Raw genomic sequence first — 16,648 nt, forward strand, 5'->3', positions numbered from 1 at the left:
CTGGCCCGTGCCGGTGGTGCACCGACCCTGGCGGTAGGTATCGCGCAGATCCTGCACCAGGTGCTGCCGGGTGAGAACACCATGGCCTTCTGGTACCACTTCGCGATCCTGTTCGAGGCGCTGTTCATCCTCACCGCAGTGGACGCCGGTACCCGTGCCGGTCGCTTCATGCTGCAGGACCTGCTGGGCAGCTTCGTGCCAGCCCTGAAGCGCACCGAGTCGTGGGGCGCCAACATGCTCGCTACCGGCGGTTGCGTGGCACTGTGGGGCTACCTGCTGTACCAAGGCGTGGTCGACCCGCTGGGCGGCATCAACACCCTGTGGCCGCTGTTCGGTATCTCGAACCAGATGCTGGCCGGTATCGCGCTGATGCTGGGCACCGTGGTGCTGATCAAGATGAAGCGCCAGAAGTACGTGTGGGTCACCCTGGTACCTGCTACCTGGCTGCTGATCTGCACCGTCACCGCCAGCCTGATCAAGCTGTTCGACCCGAACCCGGCCGTCGGCTTCCTGGCCCTGGCCAAGAAGTACAGCGCCGCACTGGACGCCGGCCAAGTACTGGCTCCGGCCAAGAGCCTGGGGCAGATGCAGCACGTGGTGTTCAACGCTTACACCAACGCCACGCTGAGCGTGCTGTTCCTGTGCGTGACACTGAGCATTCTGTTCTACGCCATCAAGGTCGGTCGCCGTGCCTGGGTGAAGGAAGAGCGTACCGACAAGGAGTCGCCGTACCAGCCTATGCCTGAGGCCTGAGGACAGATCGATGTTCAACGACCTGGGCAAGATGGGCAAGTACCTCGGCCAGGCCGCTCGGATGCTGGTTGGCATGCCTGACTACGACTACTACGTCGAGCACATGCAGAGCCAGCACCCGGACAAGCCGGTGATGAGTTACGACGCCTTCTTCCGTGAGCGCCAGGACGCGCGCTACGGAGGCGGCAGCGGTCGCCCCGTGCGTTGCTGCTGAGCCGCTGAACGTGTCATAAAAGAGGGGCCGCCTTGCGGCCCCTCTTTCTTTTTCCGGGCCAAACCCATGCAACTCAAACACAAGATCGTCACCCTCAGCGTCCTGCCGTTGCTGGTGTCGGTGCTGTTCATCTGCGTCCTGGTGTTCGCCCAGAGCCGCAAGCTCGAGGAAGAACAGGCGCGGCTGGTGGAAAGCAGCATCATGGCCACCAAGAAGGCCGAGCTTAAGAACTACCTGGAACTGGCCATGAGCCTGATCGCCCCGCTGTACGACAGCGGCGCCGACGACGAGCAGACGCGCCAACGCGCCCTACAGATTCTTTCCCATGCCAGCTTTGGCGTGGATGGCTATTTCTTCGTCTACGACCGCCACGGCAAGAGCCTGATGCACCCGCGCCAGGCCGACCTGGTGGGCAAGGATCTGATCGGCATGACCGACAAGAACGGCCTGCCGGTGATCCAGGCCCTGCTCAAAAGCGCCGAGCAGGGCGGCGGTTATCAACTGTACGCCTGGCAAAAACCCTCCACGGGCCTGAGCACCGGCAAGCTTGCCTACGTGGTCATGCTCGAACGCTGGGGCTGGATGCTGGGCACCGGTATCTACATCGACGATGTCGAGGTCGCCACCTTGAAGTCGCGCCAGGAAGTCGCCTCGGGCGTACTGACCACGGTCCTGGCGATCGGCTCGTTTTCCCTGTTGGCGGTGCTGGTGATCTTCGCCGGCGGGCTGATGCTCAACGTCAGCGAGCACCGCCTGGCCGACAGCAAGCTGTCGGTGCTCAACCAGCGTATCGTCAACCTTCAGGAAGAGGAGCGCTCGCGGGTGTCGCGCGAGCTGCACGACGGCATCAGCCAGTTGCTGGTGTCGATCAAGTTCCAGTTCGAGCTTGCCGCCATGGAAGTGGCCAACGGTCGCGAGGAAGGGCTGGAGAACCTGCGCAAGGGCACCACCCGCTTGGGGGCGGCGATCGGCGAAATACGCCGTATTTCCCACGACCTGCGCCCCTCGCTGCTCGACACCCTGGGGCTGTCGCCGGCCATCGACCAGCATGTACGCGAGTTCGAGCAGCGCACGGCGATCCATACCCGCTACGAGTGCGGCCTGAACGAAACGGAAGTCGACGCGGACCTGGCGCTGACCCTGTTCCGCATCATCCAAGAGGCGCTGGCGAACATCGAGCGCCATGCCCGGGCCAGCGCCGCTATAATCTCGCTCTCTGCCCGCCAAGGCCTGATCGTGCTGCGTGTGCAGGACAACGGCGTGGGCTTCGACCCTGATGCCGCCGACGAGAGCCATGGCATCGGCCTGCGCAATATCCGCGAGCGGGTCGACCACCACCGTGGTAGTTTCAGCATCGCCTCGTACCAGGGGCGCACGGAATTGCAGATCCAGATACCGATAGGCCGCGTTTGAACGGCCTCTTTACCCCGAATGCCCGAGACTGCCATGAGCCCTACCAGCCCCATCCGAATCGCCCTGGTCGATGACCACGTCCTGGTGCGCGACGGCGTCAAGTCGCTGCTCAGCGCACTGCCGAACTTCCAGGTGGTCGGCCAGGCCGAGTCTGGTGCCCAGGCGCTGGAGCTGGTGGCCTGCACCGAGCTGGATATCCTGCTGCTGGACATCGGCCTGCCGGACATCAACGGCCTGGAGCTGACCCGCAAGCTGCGCGCGCTGTACCCCGGCATCAAGATCCTGATGCTGAGCATGTACGACAACCAGGAGTACGTGCGCACCTCGATCAACGCTGGCGCCTTGGGCTATGTGCTGAAGAACGCGCCGTCCACCGAGCTGGTGGCGGCCATCGAGGCCATTGCCGCCGGCGGCAGCTTCTACAGCCCGGAAATCGCCCGCAAGCTGGTCAGCAACAGCCGCGACGAGAACGACCTGACGCCGCGTGAAATACAGGTGCTGGCGATGATTGCCAGGGGCGCCAACAACAAGGAGATGGCCCGGGAGCTGGGGATCAGCGTGCGTACGGTAGAGACCTACCGGCTGAGCATTCGGCGCAAGCTGAACATCGATACGGCGGCGGCCTTGGTGAAGTACGCGCTGGAGCACGGGTTGGTGTCGCTCTGAGGTTGTTCAGGGCCGGGCGTCGAAGCGCTCCATCCAGCGTTGCTCCCGCGCCTGTTCCACCAGCATGTCGATGAATATCCGCGTCTTGGCGGGCAACAGCTTCTGGCTGGCGTAATACAGCGAGATCGGCCCGGCATCGGCGTACCAACCTGGCAACACACGCTGCAACGCGCCGCTTTGCAGGTGCGCCAGCACATCCGGCATGGCCAGCAAGGCCACCCCCATGCCCAGCAGCGCTGCCTGGCACAGGCCTTGTGGGTCGTTGAACAGCATCTGCGCGTTCACTTCCAGGCCATGCTGCTGGCCGTTGCGATCTTGTAGCGTCCACTGACGCACACGTCCAGTCTGCGGCGAGCGCATCCCCAAGCCCGGCACTTCGCGCAGTTGCTCCGGCCGTTCGATGGGCGGGTGCGTTGCCAGGAACGTTGGCGCCGCCACCAGCACCAGGTGCGCTGGCGCCAGGGGCCTGGCGACCACGCCGGGCGACAGCTCGATGCCGCCGCCGACGGCCGCGTCGAAGCCGTCGGCGATCAGGTCCACCTGGCGGTTGTCGAGCTGCCATTCGGGCACCACTGCCGGGTAACGGGCGAGAAAGGCAGGCATCAAAGGCAGCAGGTAGGCCAGGCCGAAGGTCGGCGCCGCCGAAACCCTCAGCACCCCCGCTGGCGCCCCGGCGTTGCTGGCCAGGTCGTCGATGGCGGCCTGCACGCTGTGCAGCCCTGCGCCCACATTCTGTAAAAAGCGTTCGCCCGCTTCGGTCAGGGTTAGTTGGCGCGTGCTGCGTTGGAACAAGCGCACGCCCAGGTTGGCCTCCAACTGCGCCACGTTGCGGCTGACCGCCGCCGGTGTCAGGCCTAGTTGGCGGGCCGCTGCCGAGAAGGTGCCAGCCTCGGCACTGCGGACGAAGGCATTCAGGTTGGCCAGGGTCTCCATCGTTTCCCTTCAAGCATTCGTTGAAAATGATTCCACTCATTACCGACTAATCAGTTTAAGCGCAAGGGTGTTTCATAGCCTCACCTTCCACACACCCATGAGGCACCCAACATGACTACCCACACTCAACCCCTGGCCAACCAAGTCGCCATCGTCACCGGCGGCTCGCGCAGCATCGGCGCTGCAATCGCCAAGCGCCTGGCCGCCGACGGCGCTACCGTCGCCATCACCTACAACGCCTCGGCCGAGCGCGCCGAGGCGGTGGTACAGGACATAACGCGTGCTGGCGGCAAGGCCATCGCCCTGGCCGCCGACGCCGGCGACCCCTGCGCGGTACAACGCGCGGTGCAGCAGGTGGCGCAGCAGTTCGGCAAGGTCGATATCCTGGTCAACAATGCCGGCATCAGCGTACTCGGCGCCCCCGAAGACATCGCCCTGGCGGACTTGCAGCGTATTCTGGCGGTGAATGTCACCGGCGTGTTCGTCGCCACCCAGGAGGCCCTGCGGCACATGGGGCGCGGCGGGCGCATCATCAATATCGGCAGCTCCATGGTGCAGTACGCGGCGTTCGGCACTGCCTCGGCCTACACCCTGACCAAGGGCGCCGTCGCAGGTTTCAGCCGTGGCCTGGTGCGTGACCTTGGCCCCCGTGGCATCACCGTCAATACCGTGCACCCCGGCCCAACCGACAGCGACATGAACCCCGCCGACGGCCCGGTGGCCGACTTCGTACGCCCGAACATCGCCGTGGGCCGCTACGGCGAAGGCCAGGATATCGCCGCTGCCGTGGCCTACCTGGCAAGCCCCGGTGCGGCCTTCGTCAGTGGTGCCGAACTGTTGGTCGATGGTGGTTTCACGGCTTGAGCAGGGTCGGGGCGGCGCTGAACGACCCTTGTGAGGCCTGTTTCACCACCTGGTCCCAAGGTGCGGGCGAGGGGAACAGCTCGCCCAGGAACTGCACGAACGCCTTCACGTTCGGGCTGCCGCGACGGCTTTCCGGCCACAAGGCTGTAATCGGGAAGCGCTCCACGCTGAACTGTGGCAGCACCGGCACCAGTTCACCGCGTTGCACATAGGGCGCGGCTACATAGCAGGGCGAAATACCGATACCGCCCCCGGCGGCCAGGGTAATCGCCACGGCATCGCTGAGGTCGATGGTAATGCCTGCTTGAGGCGTCACTTCGAGCAGGCGCTCACCTTCCTGATACGGCCAACGCAACGCCTGCCCTGAACTCTGGTAGCGAAAGTTCACGCACTCATGCTGCAGCAGGTCTTGCGGATGCAAGGGCGTGCCGCGCTGGGCCAGGTAGCCAGGTGAGGCGAATGCCGCCGTGCGGTGTGGGCCCAATACCCGAGAGATCAGCCGCGAGTCGGCCAGGTTGCCTACCCGAATGGCCACATCGATGCCTTGCTCGATGATATCGGCCTGCTGGTCGCCCAGGCGCAGGTCGATGGCCAGGCGCGGGTAGCGCTGGCGAAAGCGCGGCAGCGCCGGGGCCAGGATGTTCAGGCCGATGGGGAAGGGCGCCGTGACTTTCAGCGACCCCGAAGGCTCGGCGCGGGTTGCCAGCGCCGCCTGGTCGATGCCTTCCACCTCTTCCAGGATGCGCAGCGCACGCTCGTGCAGCTCGCGCCCTTCGGGCGTCAAGGTCAGCGAGCGCGTGGTACGGGTGAACAGCTTGAGCCCGAAGTGTTCTTCGAGGCGCTGCACACTCTTGCTCACGGCCGAGGGCGACACCGACAGCACCCGCGCGGCTGCGGTGTAGCTGCCCAGGGAGGCCGCGCGGGCAAATGCGATCAGACCTGTGAGGCGGTCCAAGCCTATTCGTTCCGTCATGGCATGAGTAAAGCGAATTACGGCCTAATTATCAATGTTGGTTCCGATCCGTAAGCTTCTCTCCATCGAATGCCAACCGGGCATTCCCACTTGGAGAACCTCCCATGAACACTGCTCAACTGAACGCGTCGCTGCCCAACAACCTGGCCGGTCAAACCGTGGTGCTCTTCGGTGGCACCTCGGGCATCGGCCTGGCTGCGGCGATCCAGGCCAAGGCCGCCGGTGCCGAGGTCATCGTCATCGGCTCGAATGCCGAGCGTGCCCAGCAAGCGGCCCACGACCACGGCCTGGCCGGCTGGCGTGCGGCAGACGTGACCCGCAGCGAAACGATTCACGCCGCCCTGGCGGATATTCCCCAGGTCGACCATCTGGTGTTGCTGGCGGGCAGCTTCGTCGCCGGCCGCGTGCTGGACGCCGACGTGGACCACCTGCGCCGTGCCTTCGAAGAACGCATGTGGGCCTCGGTGCATGCCATCCGCGCATTGGGTGACAGGCTGTCCCGGCAAGGCTCCATCACCTTCATCTCCGGCAACCTCGCCGACCGCCCGAATGCCTTCGGCACCGCCGTGCTGGCCGCAGCGAGCGCCGCCATGGAGGCACTGGCCCGAGGCCTGGCCCTGGAGTTGGCGCCGGTGCGGGTAAACACCCTGTCGCCCGGCCCGATCGACACGCCGATCCTTGGCAAGGCCCTGGGCGAAGGGCGTGACGCCTTCGTCGCCTCGCTCGAGCAAGCGCTGCCACTGCACCGTCTGGGCTCTGCCGAGGAAGCCGGTAACGCGGTGGTCTTCCTGATGAACAACACCTACATGAACGGTGCCGTGCTCAATGTCGACGGTGGCGCGCGGCTGGCCTGAACCCCTTCAACCGACGAGGAGAAATTTCATGACTTCCATCTTCACGCCCCTTGAAGTGGGTGCACTGACCCTGCCCAACCGCCTGCTCATGGCCCCCATGACCCGTGGACGTGGTACCCGCGAGCACCTGCCGACCGCGATCATGGCCGACTACTACGCCCAGCGTGCCGGTGCCGGCCTGATCATTTCCGAGGCCATCGGCATCAGCCAGCAAGGGTTGGGCTGGGCCTATGCCACGGGTATCTGGTCGCAAGCGCAGGTCGAGGGATGGCGCCAGGTCACCGACCGGGTGCACGCTGCTGGAGGGCGCATCATCGCCCAGCTGTGGCACATGGGGCGCTCGGTGCACCCAAGCTTCCTGCCCGCTGGCCAAGCGGTCTCTGCCTCGGTGACCACCGCCCCAGGCCTTGCCCACACCTACACCGGCAAGCAGCCCTACGCCCCGGCCCGGGCACTGGCCGTCGATGAGATAGGGCCGTTGCTGGAAACCTTCCGCAGCGCCACCCGCAATGCCATGGCGGCAGGCTTCGATGGTGTGCAGATACACGCCGCCAACGGCTACCTGATCGACCAGTTCCTGCGTGACGGCAGCAACTTCCGCCTGGATGCCTACGGCGGCTCGATCGATAACCGTGTGCGCCTGCTGCGCGAGGTGACCGAGGCGGTCATCAAGGTGATCGGCAAGGAGCGTACCGGCGTACGCCTGTCGCCCAGCAGCCATGACCTGGGTGTGCGCGACAGCAACCCTGAAGCGTTGTTCGTGCGTGCAGCCGAGGTGTTGTCGGCCTTAGGTGTAGCTCACCTTGAATTGTGCGAACCGCCCATGGACGGCACCTTCGGCAAGTCCGAGACCCCGCCCGTGGCCGCCGCGATTCGCAAGGCCTTCAACGGCACGTTGATTCTCAACTCCGACTACGACCTGGCGCGTGCCCAGGCCGCATTGGATGCCGGGCAGGCTGATGCCATCGCCTTTGGCCGGCCCTTCATCGCCAACCCGGATTTCCCGGCACGCAGCCAGCGAGGGCTGCCATTGGCTGCGGATGATGCCAGCACCTGGTTTACACAGGGCGCGGAGGGATACACCAGCTATGGGGCGTATGTCGAGGCGGGCGGTGAAGGTTGAAGACGCTCGGAGAAACACCTGGTATTTGTCGTTGCAGTCGAGCGACCAGGAGATAGGCAGAGACTTGAGTGTGAGCCTGCTTCTGCTTGGGCCGAGGCGTTGATGGTGGTTTACAACGCCCCCGCGCCTGGGCCTATCATCACGCGCATCGACACCTGCCGGAGATGCGTGTGTTCAGGTTCCTGGTCATCGTCTTTCCCTATTTCAACGCCGCTGCGACCACCGCCTTCGTCGACCCTTTCCGGGCGGCCAACTACCTCAGTGGCGAGAGCCGTTTCCACTGGGCGTTCGCCTCGCTCGAGGGTGCCGGAGTCAAAGCTTCGAACGGCATGGAGCTTTGCACCCAAGCGGTTGCAACGCTGCGCGACGAGCCCTGGGACTTGGTTTTGGTGTCGTGTAGTTGGGCGCCCGAGCAGCATCAGGGCACCTACTTGCACGGCCTGCTTCGGGGCTGGGTGAGCAGGGGCTGCATGCTGGGGGCAATCGACACAGGCACCTTCCTGCTGGCCGAGGCGGGCCTGCTTTCAGGGCGCCGCGCCACTGCGCACTACGAACATATCGACGCATTGCTCGAGCTTTACCCGGACATCACCATCGTCGAAGACCTTTACGTTTTCGACCAGAACCGCATCACCTGCTGCGGTGGCGCGGCCGCCACCGACACTGCCTTGCAGCTGATTCGCAACCTGCATGGCGAGACCCTGGCCAACGAAGCTGCGCGGTATGTATTCCACCAGCAATTTCGCCCCGGCAGCGCCCAGCAGAACCCCGAGGCCCGGCAACCGCTCGGCCACACCATTACGCTGGTGGTCCGGCAGGCGATCAAGCTGATGGAAAAGCACTTGGAAGAGGTACTGAGCATTCCCGAGATCTGCGAGCAGGTCGGTATATCGCAGCGCCAGCTCGATCGCCTGTTCCGCCAGGTGGTGCACAAAAGCCCCGCGCTCTATTACCGCGACATTCGTCTGGACCGGGCGCGTGGCCTGATTACCCAGACCGACCTTGCGCTGACCAAGGTCGGTGTTGCCTCGGGTTTTCCCAATCAGTCGCACTTCTGTCGTATCTACCGCGAGCGTTTCGGCCTTACCCCGCGCCAGGACCGTCAGGAGGGCCGGGTACCCTTCGATTACCGGGCCTGGCCCATGCACCAGCTCGGTAAGGACCGCTGAGCCTGTCGCCGACAGCGTGCACGTATCTAAAAACGACAATGGCTGAATAAGCACAAAACGCGGCTTTTTCTGCACATTTCGCCATCCTCACCCAGACCACTATCAACCCCAGAGAACGGGCACGACCCCATGTCCGTGACAAGAAAAGGGCCGTTGATATGTCTGAATTGCTGCATCCTCGCCAATTCGAATCGATCAAGCAGGGTTACCACCCGGACCCGCTGGTCTCCCAGTCGCTGCGTGCCGATGCCTACGTGCAGCCGGAGTGGTTTCGCCTCGATCAGCAGCAGATCCTCGCGAAAAGCTGGCAGTGGGTATGCCACGTCGAAAAGGTCCGCGAGCCGGGCAGCTACACCACCGTGGACATCGCCGGCCACCCCATTGCCGTGGTTCGCGATCAGGATGGCGTGCTGCGCGCCTTCTACAACGTGTGCAAGCACCGCGCCCACCCCGTGCTGCAAGGCGAAGGCAAGACCCGTCGCATCGTTTGCCCCTACCACTCCTGGTGCTATGGGCTGAACGGCGGGCTGGTCGCCGCGCCCCACGTCGGTGGGCTGAAGGACTTCGACAAGAACCAGATCCACCTCACGCCAGTGTTGGTGGAGGAGTTCTGCGGGTTCGTTTACGTCAACCTCGATGTCGCTGCTGCTCCTTTGCACGAGCAGTCCGGCGACCTGGCCAAGGAAGTGCTGCACTGGGCACCCGACATCGAAAAGCTCACCTTCGCCCATCGGCTGACCTACGAGATCAAGTCGAACTGGAAGAACGTGGTCGACAACTTCCTCGAGTGCTACCACTGCCCCACGGCGCACAAGGACTTCTGCACCCTGGTGGACATGGACACCTACAAGGTCCAGACCCACGGCATCTACTCCAGCCACATGGCCGAGGCGGGCAAGGGCCAGAACTCTGCCTACGACGTCTCCAAGGCCAGCGTGCGCACCCATGCGGTGTGGTGGCTGTGGCCCAACACCTGCCTGATGCGCTACCCCGGGCGCAGCTCGATGATCGTGCTGAACATCGTGCCCATGGGGCCGGACCGCACCTTCGAAACCTACGACTTCTTCCTCGAGACGCCCGAACCGGACGACATGGAGAAAGAAGCGATCCGCTACCTCGACGAAGTGCTGCAAGTCGAGGACATCGCCCTGGTGGAGAACGTCCAGCGGGGCATGCAGACACCGGCGTTCGAGCAGGGGCGTATCGTCACCGACCCCAACGGGTCGGGTAAGTCCGAGCATGCGTTGCACCATTTCCATGGGCTGGTGCTGGACGCCTACGCACGGAGCGTCAAGCCATGAGCAAGGGACTGCAAGGCAAGGTCGCACTGGTGACCGGCGGCACCGGTGGTATCGGCAGGGCGGTGTGCGAGCGCCTGGCCAAGGAGGGGGCGGTGGTGTACGCCGCGGACCTCTCGCCTGGGCCAGGTTGGCAGGGTATCGAAACGCTGCGTCTGGACGTGACTGACGAGGCCCAGGTGCAAGCCGCGATGCAGCAGGTGGCACGCACACAGGGGCGGCTCGACGTGCTGGTCAATGCTGCGGGGATCGAGGTAGAGCAGACCATCGAGCACACCAGCCTGGAGGTGTGGAACCGGGTGTTCGCGGTGAATGTCACCGGCACCTTCCTGGTCAGCAAGCACGCCCTGCCATTGCTGCGCGAGAGCGCCGGGGCCAGCGTGATCAACTTCGGCTCCTATGACGGCTTCATTGCCGACCCCGGTCTGGCCGCCTATTGCGCCAGCAAAGGTGCAGTGCATGCGCTGACGCGCGCCATGGCCTGCGATCACGGCCCCGAGGGTATCCGGGTAAACGCGGTCTGCCCAGGCTACATCGACACACCGATGCTGCGCAGTTTCTTCCGCGACCACGGCGACATCGCCAGCCTGGAAAGCGCGGTGCGTGACGTTCACCTCACCCGGCGCTACGGCACCCCGGAGGATGTCGCCAACCTCGTCTATTGGCTGGCCAGTGACGAGGCGCGCTATGCCAGCGGCCAGCTGTGGGTCCTCGATGGCGGCCTCACCGCCCAAGTCCAACAAATGAAATTGTGAGCCCTGTCATGTCCAAGCCTGTGATCATCACCTGCGCCACCACCGGTGGCGTGCACACCCCGACCATGTCCGAGTACCTGCCGATCACCCCGCAGCAGATTGCCGACTCGTCCATCGAAGCCGCTGAGGCGGGGGCATCGATCATCCACCTGCATGCCCGCCACCCACAGACTGGCAAGCCTGACCCACGTCCGGAGCTGTTCCAGGACTTCATGGGGCAGATCCACCGCCAGAGCGATGCGGTCCTCAACGTGTCCACCGGCGGCGGCTTGGGCATGAGCCGTGAAGAGCGTCTGCGTGCCGCGTTGGCGGTCAGCCCGGAAATGGCCTCGTTGAACGTCGGCTCGATGAACTTCGGCATCTTTCCGATGAAGGCCAAGTACGCGAACTGGAAGCACGATTGGGAGCCTGCGTTCCTCGACAGCACTCGCGACTTCATCTTTCGCAACACCTTTGCCGACATCGAGTACATCGTGAAGGAACTGGGCGAAGGCCATGGCACCCGCTTCGAGTTCGAATGCTACGACCTGGGCCATCTTTACAACCTGGCGTGGATCATCGACCAGGGCTGGGTCAAGCCACCGTTCCTGATCCAGATCGTCTTCGGCGTGCTGGGTGGCGTAGGCGCCGACCTGGACAACCTCACGCACATGCATGGCGTGGCGCAGAAGCTGTTCGGCAATGACTACGAATGGTCGGTGCTGGCCGCCGGCAAACACCAGATGACCTTCGCCACCCAGGCCGCGATGCTCGGCGGCAACGTGCGCGTGGGGCTGGAGGACAGCCTGTTCATTGGCCCTGGCGAGAAGGCCCGGAGCAACGCCGAGCAGGTGCAGAAGATTCGCTCGATCATCGAGAGCCTTGGGCTGAAGGTGGCTACGCCGACAGAAGCACGCGCTCGTCTGGGCTTGAAAGGGCGTGACAGGATCACCTTGTAAGGGCCTGAGGGACTACGACCATGTATACGAAAATGTTGATCAACGGCGAGCGCGTTGAAGGCGCCGGCCAGGCCCTGGCGGTGACCGACCCTTCGACCGGTGAAGATATCGCGCACGTTCACCAGGCCGACGATGAGCAAGTGGATGCTGCCGTACACGGCGCGCACGAAGCCTTCCAGTCCTATGCGCGAACCACCCCGGCGCAGCGAGCAGCGCTGTTGCGGGACATTGCACAGGTCGTCGAGCAGCACGCCGAGACACTGGCCTCGCTGGAGAGCCTGAACGTCGGCAAGCCCTGGCCATCGGCGCTCGAAGACGAAATGCCGCTGACCCTCGATACCTTTCGCTTCTTCGCAGGTGCGGCGCGAACCCTCGCGGGTGTGGCCGCTGGTGAATACGTGCCAGGGCATACCAGTTTGATTCGTCGCGACCCGATCGGCCCGGTGGCCGCCATCGCACCCTGGAACTACCCGTTGATGATGGCAGCGTGGAAGCTGGCGGCGCCTTTGGCGGCCGGTTGCAGCGTGGTGCTCAAGCCGTCGGAGACCACCCCCCTTTCCACGCTGCACCTGGCGCACCTGCTGGCAGACGTGGTGCCACGCGGGCTGGTAAACATCGTCCACGGCGCAGGCAGCAGTACCGGCGAACGCCTGCTCAACGCGGCCGCTATCGAGGCGGTGAGCATCACCGGATCACCCGCCACCGGCAGTGCGGCCATGCGCGCTGCGGCGCGGCAGATGCGCCAGGTGCATGTGGAGCTTGGCGGCAAGGCCCCGGTGATCGTATTCGAAGACGCCGACCTCGAAACCCTGGTGGCGACCCTGCGCGCCACGGCCTTCTTCAATGCCGGGCAAGATTGCGCGCAGCCATGTCGGCTGCTGGTGGCCAGCAAGGTTTACGACCGCGTGGTCGGTGCCCTGGCCGAAGCGGCGGCGTCGATCAAGGTTGGTGCACCTAGGGCCAAAGGCACGGAAATGGGGCCATTGGTCAGCGCCCTGCATCGTCAGCGCGTGGCAGGGTTCGTCGACCGGGCGCGGGCCTATGCCGAGGTAGTGACCGGCGGCACGAGCGGGGCGGGCGGTGGCTTCTTTTACAGCCCCACGGTGATCGCCGATGTCGACCACCATGCCGAAATCGCTACCGAGGAAGTGTTCGGGCCGGTGGTAACGGTGTCGCGCTTCACAGAGGACCAGGACCCCATCGCGATCGCCAATGCCACCCGCTATGGCCTGGCGTCCTCGCTGTGGACCCGCGACAGCGGGCGTGCGATGCAGGCCAGCAGCCAACTGCGCTACGGCTTCACCTGGGTCAACACCCATGGCGTGGCGACCCCGGAAATGCCCTGGGCGGCCATGAAAGGCTCGGGCCATGGCTGCGACATGTCGGTGTTCGCCCTGGATGCCTACACCAGCATTCGCCACGTCATGCTCGCTCATGGAGAACGACCATGAGCCTTCCTGTGGTAGTCGTCACCGGCGGTAGTCGAGGTATTGGCCGGGCCATCGTCGACAAGTTCCTTGCCCAGGGTTGCCAGGTGCTCACCTGCGGACGTGGGGTTCGGCCGCGTGACCTGGACCCCGCCGTGGAGTGGGTGCAGGCCGATGTGGCGCGCGCTGCCGATGCCCGGTTTGTGGTCGAGCGCGCCGAGCAGCGGTTCGGCAGGGTCACGGTGTTGGTCAACAACGCCGGTGTACAGCTGGAGAAAACCGTACTCGACACCACCGACGAGGACTGGGACGAAGTGATGGGGATCAACGCTCGTGGCACCTTCAACCTGTGCCGCGCCGTACTGCCCGGCATGCTCGAAGGGGGCGGCTCGATCGTCAACCTGGGCTCCATTTCAGGGCTTTGCGCCGACCCCGCCATGGCCGTGTACAACGCCTCGAAGGCGTTCGTGCATGGCCTGACCCGTTCCATTGCCGTGGACCATGGGCCACAGGTGCGCTGCAACGCGGTCAGCCCCGGCTGGATCATGACCGCCATGGCCGAAGACGCCTTCGCCATGGCCCATGACCCCGACAAGGCCAAGGCCGATGCCTTGGCCCGTCATCCTGCCGGGCGCTTCGGCCAGCCCGAGGACATCGCTGAAACCGTGGCCTGGCTTGCCAGCGACGCGGCGCGCTTCATCACCGGGCAGTGCTTTGTCGTCGATGGCGGCCTGACCTGTGCCTCTCCCTTGCAACCGAGGTTCTTCTGATGAGTGAGTTCAACAATGTCGCGGTGATCGGCGCGGGCGTCATCGGCGCCAGCTGGGCCGCACTGTTCCTGGCTTGCGGCCGTAACGTGGCGGTCCACGACCCGTCGCCGACGATGGAGGCCGATGTTCGCCGCTACATCGACAACGCCTGGCCGACCTTGCGCGAACTGGGCTTGGCCAACATCCTGCCGGGCCAACTGAGCTTCCATGACAGCGTGGCCAGCGCCGTGGGCGATGCCGACTTCGTGCAGGAGAGCGTGCCCGAGCGCATCGCCATCAAGCATGCGCTGTTCGCCCAGTTGGAAGCCGCGCTCAAGCCCGGCGCCATCGTCGCCTCTTCCGCCTCTGGCCTGCGCCTGGGCGAGATGCAGGCGGGCTGGCAGGACCCTTCGCATTTCATCCTGGGCCACCCGTTCAACCCGCCGCACCTGATCCCGTTGGTCGAGGTGATGGGCAACGAGCGCACCGCACCCGATGTGGTGGCGCGCGCCGAGCGTTTCTACCAGCAGGTGGGCAAGGTGACGATCCGGGTCAATCGCGAAGTGCCTGGGCATGTGGCCAACCGACTGCAAGCGGCGTTGTGGCGCGAAGCCATCCACTTGGTGAGCAGCGGCGTGGCGAGCGTCGAAGACGTCGACAAGGCGGTATGGGCAGGCCCTGGCCTGCGCTGGGCCGCGATGGGGCCGACGATGTTGTTCCACCTCGGCGGTGGTCCTCAGGGCCTGGCGTCGTTTTGCGAGAAATACACCGAGAGCTTCCACGGCTGGTGGGACGACCTGGGCGACCCGCGGCTCGACAGTGGGACCGCTGCAAGGCTGGTCGAAGGTGTGCTGGATGAGGCCGGCCAGGATAGCTGGGCGGTACTGGCGAGCCAGCGCGATGAACTGATCACTCATCTGTTGAAGGCGACCGCGCCGTTTCGGCGCCGTTGAGCCTGGGCCGGGGCCCAGCGGGCTCCGGCGCTCTTCTCGCTGCGTGAGGTTTTCCATGCCTGATGAAGTATTGACCTTGCAGGTCACCGACCGGGTCGCCGAGGCCAAGGACGTGGTGGTGCTCGAGCTACGTTCGCCGACTGGCGAGCTGCTGCCTGCATTTTCCCCCGGTGCACACATCGAGCTGCACCTGCCGGACGGCCTGGTGCGCCAGTATTCGCTGTGCAATGACGCCCAGGAGCGGCACCGCTATTGCGTCGGGGTGGGGCTGTCGCCCACCAGCCGCGGCGGTTCGCGTCATGTTCACCAGGTGCTGCGGGTAGGCGACCGGCTTCAGGTGAGCCCGCCGCGCAATCACTTTCCCCTGGTGCCGGACGCACCTGAACTGGTGTTCTTCGCCGGTGGCATCGGCATTACGCCGATCTGGTCGATGATCCAGCGGTGCCAGGCCAATGGCCGACCATGGCACCTCTACTACCTGGTACGCAGCCGCGAGCGCGCCGCGTTCATGCAGGTGCTGGCGCCCTTTGGCGAGCGCGTGACCCTGCATGCCGACGACGAGGCGGGCGGCCTGTTCGATATTGCCGGGGCAGTCGGTCGGCAGGCGGCCAACGTGCATTTCTACACCTGCGGTCCTGCGCCGTTGATGCTCGCCGTGGAAGCTGCAACGCGCCGCTTCCCCGAGCATCAGGTGCATTTCGAGTGGTTCACGCCCCGGCATGAACTGCACACCGAAACGGGCCGCCCCTTCACCGTCAAGCTCGCGCGAAGCGGCCAGACCCTGGAAGTGCCGGCGGACAAAAGCATTCTCCAGGTACTCGAGGCCAACGGCCTGCGAGTAGAGAGTTCGTGCCGCGAGGGCACCTGCGCCTCCTGCGAAACCTGTGTGCTGGAGGGCACGCCGGAGCATCGCGACAGCGTGCTGAGTGCGGCTGAGCGCAGCCGCAACGAGGTGATGATGATCTGTGTTTCCCGTGCGCTTTCCCCCCATCTGGTCCTCGACCTCTGACCTTCGGAGCCTTTCACATGGATGCCCTGCTACGCGTTCACCAGGCTTCGATCATCGAGGACTGGATCGACTACAACGGCCATTTGCGCGATGCCTACTACTTGCTGCTGTTCAGCCACGCCACCGATGCCTTGATGGAACACATCGGCCTGGATGCCGATGGCCGCGCCCTATATGGCCATACGCTGTACACGCTGGAGGCGCACATCAATTACCTGAGCGAAACCCATCTGGGCGAGCAGGTGCAGGTGTTCACCCAACTGCTCGACCATGACAGCAAGCGCCTGCACATCGTGCACCACCTGTACCGGCCCGCCGATGCCCAGCTGCTGGCGGTCAGCGAGCAGATGCTGATGAACATCGCTGCCAATACCGGGCGTGGGGCGAAGTTCGCCGGCGCCGTCGAGGTGCGAATCGCGCCGTTGTTCCAGGCTCATCGCGAGTTGCCTCGGCCCGGCTACTGCGGGCGGGTGATCGGTATTCGCCGCTAGCCAATCCTCATAACGACAAGAACGTTTCGCCTCTTCATAACAACAACTGCCGCTTGCACTGGCCAC

The 16,648-nt window shown here is 64.7% G+C and carries 18 protein-coding genes; 16 read left to right on the top strand and 2 right to left on the bottom strand.

Annotated features, from left to right (window positions below):
* The 4 genes from ACQKPE_RS11790 to ACQKPE_RS11805 form a co-directional block, all read left to right on the top strand.
* On the top strand, nucleotides 1–753 hold a 753-nt coding region (locus ACQKPE_RS11790), incomplete at its 5' end, for a carbon starvation CstA family protein (RefSeq protein ID WP_427665972.1).
* Between the two features lie 10 nt (nucleotides 754–763).
* Nucleotides 764–967, top strand: coding sequence for a YbdD/YjiX family protein (locus tag ACQKPE_RS11795; RefSeq protein ID WP_427665974.1), 204 nt, complete (start codon nucleotides 764–766; stop codon nucleotides 965–967).
* A gap of 66 nt (nucleotides 968–1,033) precedes the next feature.
* The gene (locus ACQKPE_RS11800) at nucleotides 1,034–2,380 is read left to right on the top strand and encodes a cache domain-containing protein (RefSeq protein WP_427665976.1); all 1,347 of its coding nucleotides are present in this window, start codon (nucleotides 1,034–1,036) and stop codon (nucleotides 2,378–2,380) included.
* A gap of 33 nt (nucleotides 2,381–2,413) precedes the next feature.
* Nucleotides 2,414–3,046: a response regulator gene (locus ACQKPE_RS11805; protein ID WP_427665978.1), complete on the top strand. Its 633-nt coding sequence runs from the start codon at nucleotides 2,414–2,416 to the stop codon at nucleotides 3,044–3,046.
* A 6-nt stretch (nucleotides 3,047–3,052) separates the two neighbouring features.
* Here the strand turns inward: ACQKPE_RS11805 and ACQKPE_RS11810 are convergent, their stop codons facing one another.
* On the bottom strand, nucleotides 3,053–3,979 hold the full coding sequence (locus ACQKPE_RS11810; protein WP_427665980.1) for a LysR substrate-binding domain-containing protein: 927 nt from the start codon (nucleotides 3,977–3,979) through the stop codon (nucleotides 3,053–3,055).
* A 111-nt stretch (nucleotides 3,980–4,090) separates the two neighbouring features.
* Here ACQKPE_RS11810 and ACQKPE_RS11815 point away from each other — a divergent pair, with 111 nt between their 5' ends.
* Nucleotides 4,091–4,843, top strand: coding sequence for an SDR family oxidoreductase (locus ACQKPE_RS11815; protein ID WP_427665982.1), 753 nt, complete (start codon nucleotides 4,091–4,093; stop codon nucleotides 4,841–4,843).
* Here ACQKPE_RS11815 and ACQKPE_RS11820 read toward each other — a convergent pair.
* On the bottom strand, nucleotides 4,833–5,798 hold the full coding sequence (locus tag ACQKPE_RS11820; RefSeq protein WP_427665984.1) for a LysR substrate-binding domain-containing protein: 966 nt from the start codon (nucleotides 5,796–5,798) through the stop codon (nucleotides 4,833–4,835). The genes ACQKPE_RS11815 and ACQKPE_RS11820 overlap by 11 nt on opposite strands.
* 122 nt (nucleotides 5,799–5,920) lie before the next feature.
* Here ACQKPE_RS11820 and ACQKPE_RS11825 point away from each other — a divergent pair, with 122 nt between their 5' ends.
* The 11 genes from ACQKPE_RS11825 to ACQKPE_RS11875 all read left to right on the top strand — a co-directional run bounded on the left by ACQKPE_RS11825 (nucleotide 5,921) and on the right by ACQKPE_RS11875 (nucleotide 16,582).
* Nucleotides 5,921–6,670: an SDR family oxidoreductase gene (locus ACQKPE_RS11825; RefSeq protein ID WP_427665986.1), complete on the top strand. Its 750-nt coding sequence runs from the start codon at nucleotides 5,921–5,923 to the stop codon at nucleotides 6,668–6,670.
* Nucleotides 6,671–6,698: 28 nt separating this feature from the next.
* Nucleotides 6,699–7,793 carry an alkene reductase gene (locus ACQKPE_RS11830; RefSeq protein ID WP_427665988.1) on the top strand — a complete coding sequence of 365 codons (1,095 nt, stop codon included), beginning with the start codon at nucleotides 6,699–6,701 and terminating at the stop codon, nucleotides 7,791–7,793.
* Between the two features lie 164 nt (nucleotides 7,794–7,957).
* Complete coding sequence (locus ACQKPE_RS11835) at nucleotides 7,958–8,962, top strand: GlxA family transcriptional regulator (protein WP_427665990.1); 1,005 nt, start codon at nucleotides 7,958–7,960, stop codon at nucleotides 8,960–8,962.
* 158 nt (nucleotides 8,963–9,120) lie between these two features.
* Nucleotides 9,121–10,263: an aromatic ring-hydroxylating oxygenase subunit alpha gene (locus ACQKPE_RS11840; protein ID WP_427665992.1), complete on the top strand. Its 1,143-nt coding sequence runs from the start codon at nucleotides 9,121–9,123 to the stop codon at nucleotides 10,261–10,263.
* Nucleotides 10,260–11,015 (top strand): SDR family NAD(P)-dependent oxidoreductase, encoded by a 756-nt coding sequence (locus tag ACQKPE_RS11845; RefSeq protein WP_427665994.1) that lies wholly within the window; start codon nucleotides 10,260–10,262, stop codon nucleotides 11,013–11,015. The genes ACQKPE_RS11840 and ACQKPE_RS11845 overlap by 4 nt, the downstream gene beginning before the upstream one ends.
* Nucleotides 11,016–11,023: 8 nt before the next feature.
* Entirely contained in the window at nucleotides 11,024–11,953 is a 930-nt protein-coding gene (locus ACQKPE_RS11850; protein WP_427665996.1) for a 3-keto-5-aminohexanoate cleavage protein, read from the top strand.
* 20 nt (nucleotides 11,954–11,973) lie between these two features.
* On the top strand, nucleotides 11,974–13,404 hold the full coding sequence (locus ACQKPE_RS11855) for an aminobutyraldehyde dehydrogenase (RefSeq protein WP_427665998.1): 1,431 nt from the start codon (nucleotides 11,974–11,976) through the stop codon (nucleotides 13,402–13,404).
* A complete protein-coding gene (locus ACQKPE_RS11860; protein ID WP_427666000.1) occupies nucleotides 13,401–14,150 on the top strand; it encodes an SDR family NAD(P)-dependent oxidoreductase in 750 nt (249 codons plus the stop codon). Before ACQKPE_RS11855 ends, ACQKPE_RS11860 begins: the two co-directional genes overlap by 4 nt.
* Nucleotides 14,150–15,082 (top strand): 3-hydroxyacyl-CoA dehydrogenase NAD-binding domain-containing protein, encoded by a 933-nt coding sequence (locus ACQKPE_RS11865; RefSeq protein ID WP_427666002.1) that lies wholly within the window; start codon nucleotides 14,150–14,152, stop codon nucleotides 15,080–15,082. The genes ACQKPE_RS11860 and ACQKPE_RS11865 overlap by 1 nt, the downstream gene beginning before the upstream one ends.
* A gap of 55 nt (nucleotides 15,083–15,137) precedes the next feature.
* Entirely contained in the window at nucleotides 15,138–16,091 is a 954-nt protein-coding gene (locus tag ACQKPE_RS11870; RefSeq protein WP_427666004.1) for a PDR/VanB family oxidoreductase, read from the top strand.
* Between the two features lie 17 nt (nucleotides 16,092–16,108).
* A complete protein-coding gene (locus ACQKPE_RS11875; RefSeq protein ID WP_427666006.1) occupies nucleotides 16,109–16,582 on the top strand; it encodes a thioesterase family protein in 474 nt (157 codons plus the stop codon).
* The last annotated feature ends 66 nt before the right edge of the window (nucleotides 16,583–16,648 follow it).

The organism is Pseudomonas sp. NPDC089554 (assembly GCF_050280645.1).
Classification (GTDB): domain Bacteria; phylum Pseudomonadota; class Gammaproteobacteria; order Pseudomonadales; family Pseudomonadaceae; genus Aquipseudomonas.

Excerpts from the sequence above, each read along its gene's own strand:
- ACQKPE_RS11865 (WP_427666002.1), top strand. The coding sequence starts at position 14,150 with ATGAGTGAGTTCAACAATGTCGCGGTGATCGGCGCGGGCGTCATCGGC.
- ACQKPE_RS11870 (WP_427666004.1), top strand. The coding sequence starts at position 15,138 with ATGCCTGATGAAGTATTGACCTTGCAGGTCACCGACCGGGTCGCCGAG.
- ACQKPE_RS11855 (WP_427665998.1), top strand. The coding sequence starts at position 11,974 with ATGTATACGAAAATGTTGATCAACGGCGAGCGCGTTGAAGGCGCCGGC.
- ACQKPE_RS11840 (WP_427665992.1), top strand. The coding sequence starts at position 9,121 with ATGTCTGAATTGCTGCATCCTCGCCAATTCGAATCGATCAAGCAGGGT.
- ACQKPE_RS11835 (WP_427665990.1), top strand. The coding sequence starts at position 7,958 with ATGCGTGTGTTCAGGTTCCTGGTCATCGTCTTTCCCTATTTCAACGCC.
- ACQKPE_RS11860 (WP_427666000.1), top strand. The coding sequence starts at position 13,401 with ATGAGCCTTCCTGTGGTAGTCGTCACCGGCGGTAGTCGAGGTATTGGC.
- ACQKPE_RS11815 (WP_427665982.1), top strand. The coding sequence starts at position 4,091 with ATGACTACCCACACTCAACCCCTGGCCAACCAAGTCGCCATCGTCACC.
- ACQKPE_RS11875 (WP_427666006.1), top strand. The coding sequence starts at position 16,109 with ATGGATGCCCTGCTACGCGTTCACCAGGCTTCGATCATCGAGGACTGG.
- ACQKPE_RS11830 (WP_427665988.1), top strand. The coding sequence starts at position 6,699 with ATGACTTCCATCTTCACGCCCCTTGAAGTGGGTGCACTGACCCTGCCC.
- ACQKPE_RS11795 (WP_427665974.1), top strand. The coding sequence starts at position 764 with ATGTTCAACGACCTGGGCAAGATGGGCAAGTACCTCGGCCAGGCCGCT.
- ACQKPE_RS11800 (WP_427665976.1), top strand. The coding sequence starts at position 1,034 with ATGCAACTCAAACACAAGATCGTCACCCTCAGCGTCCTGCCGTTGCTG.
- ACQKPE_RS11825 (WP_427665986.1), top strand. The coding sequence starts at position 5,921 with ATGAACACTGCTCAACTGAACGCGTCGCTGCCCAACAACCTGGCCGGT.
- ACQKPE_RS11845 (WP_427665994.1), top strand. The coding sequence starts at position 10,260 with ATGAGCAAGGGACTGCAAGGCAAGGTCGCACTGGTGACCGGCGGCACC.
- ACQKPE_RS11850 (WP_427665996.1), top strand. The coding sequence starts at position 11,024 with ATGTCCAAGCCTGTGATCATCACCTGCGCCACCACCGGTGGCGTGCAC.
- ACQKPE_RS11805 (WP_427665978.1), top strand. The coding sequence starts at position 2,414 with ATGAGCCCTACCAGCCCCATCCGAATCGCCCTGGTCGATGACCACGTC.
- ACQKPE_RS11810 (WP_427665980.1), bottom strand. The coding sequence starts at position 3,979 with ATGGAGACCCTGGCCAACCTGAATGCCTTCGTCCGCAGTGCCGAGGCT.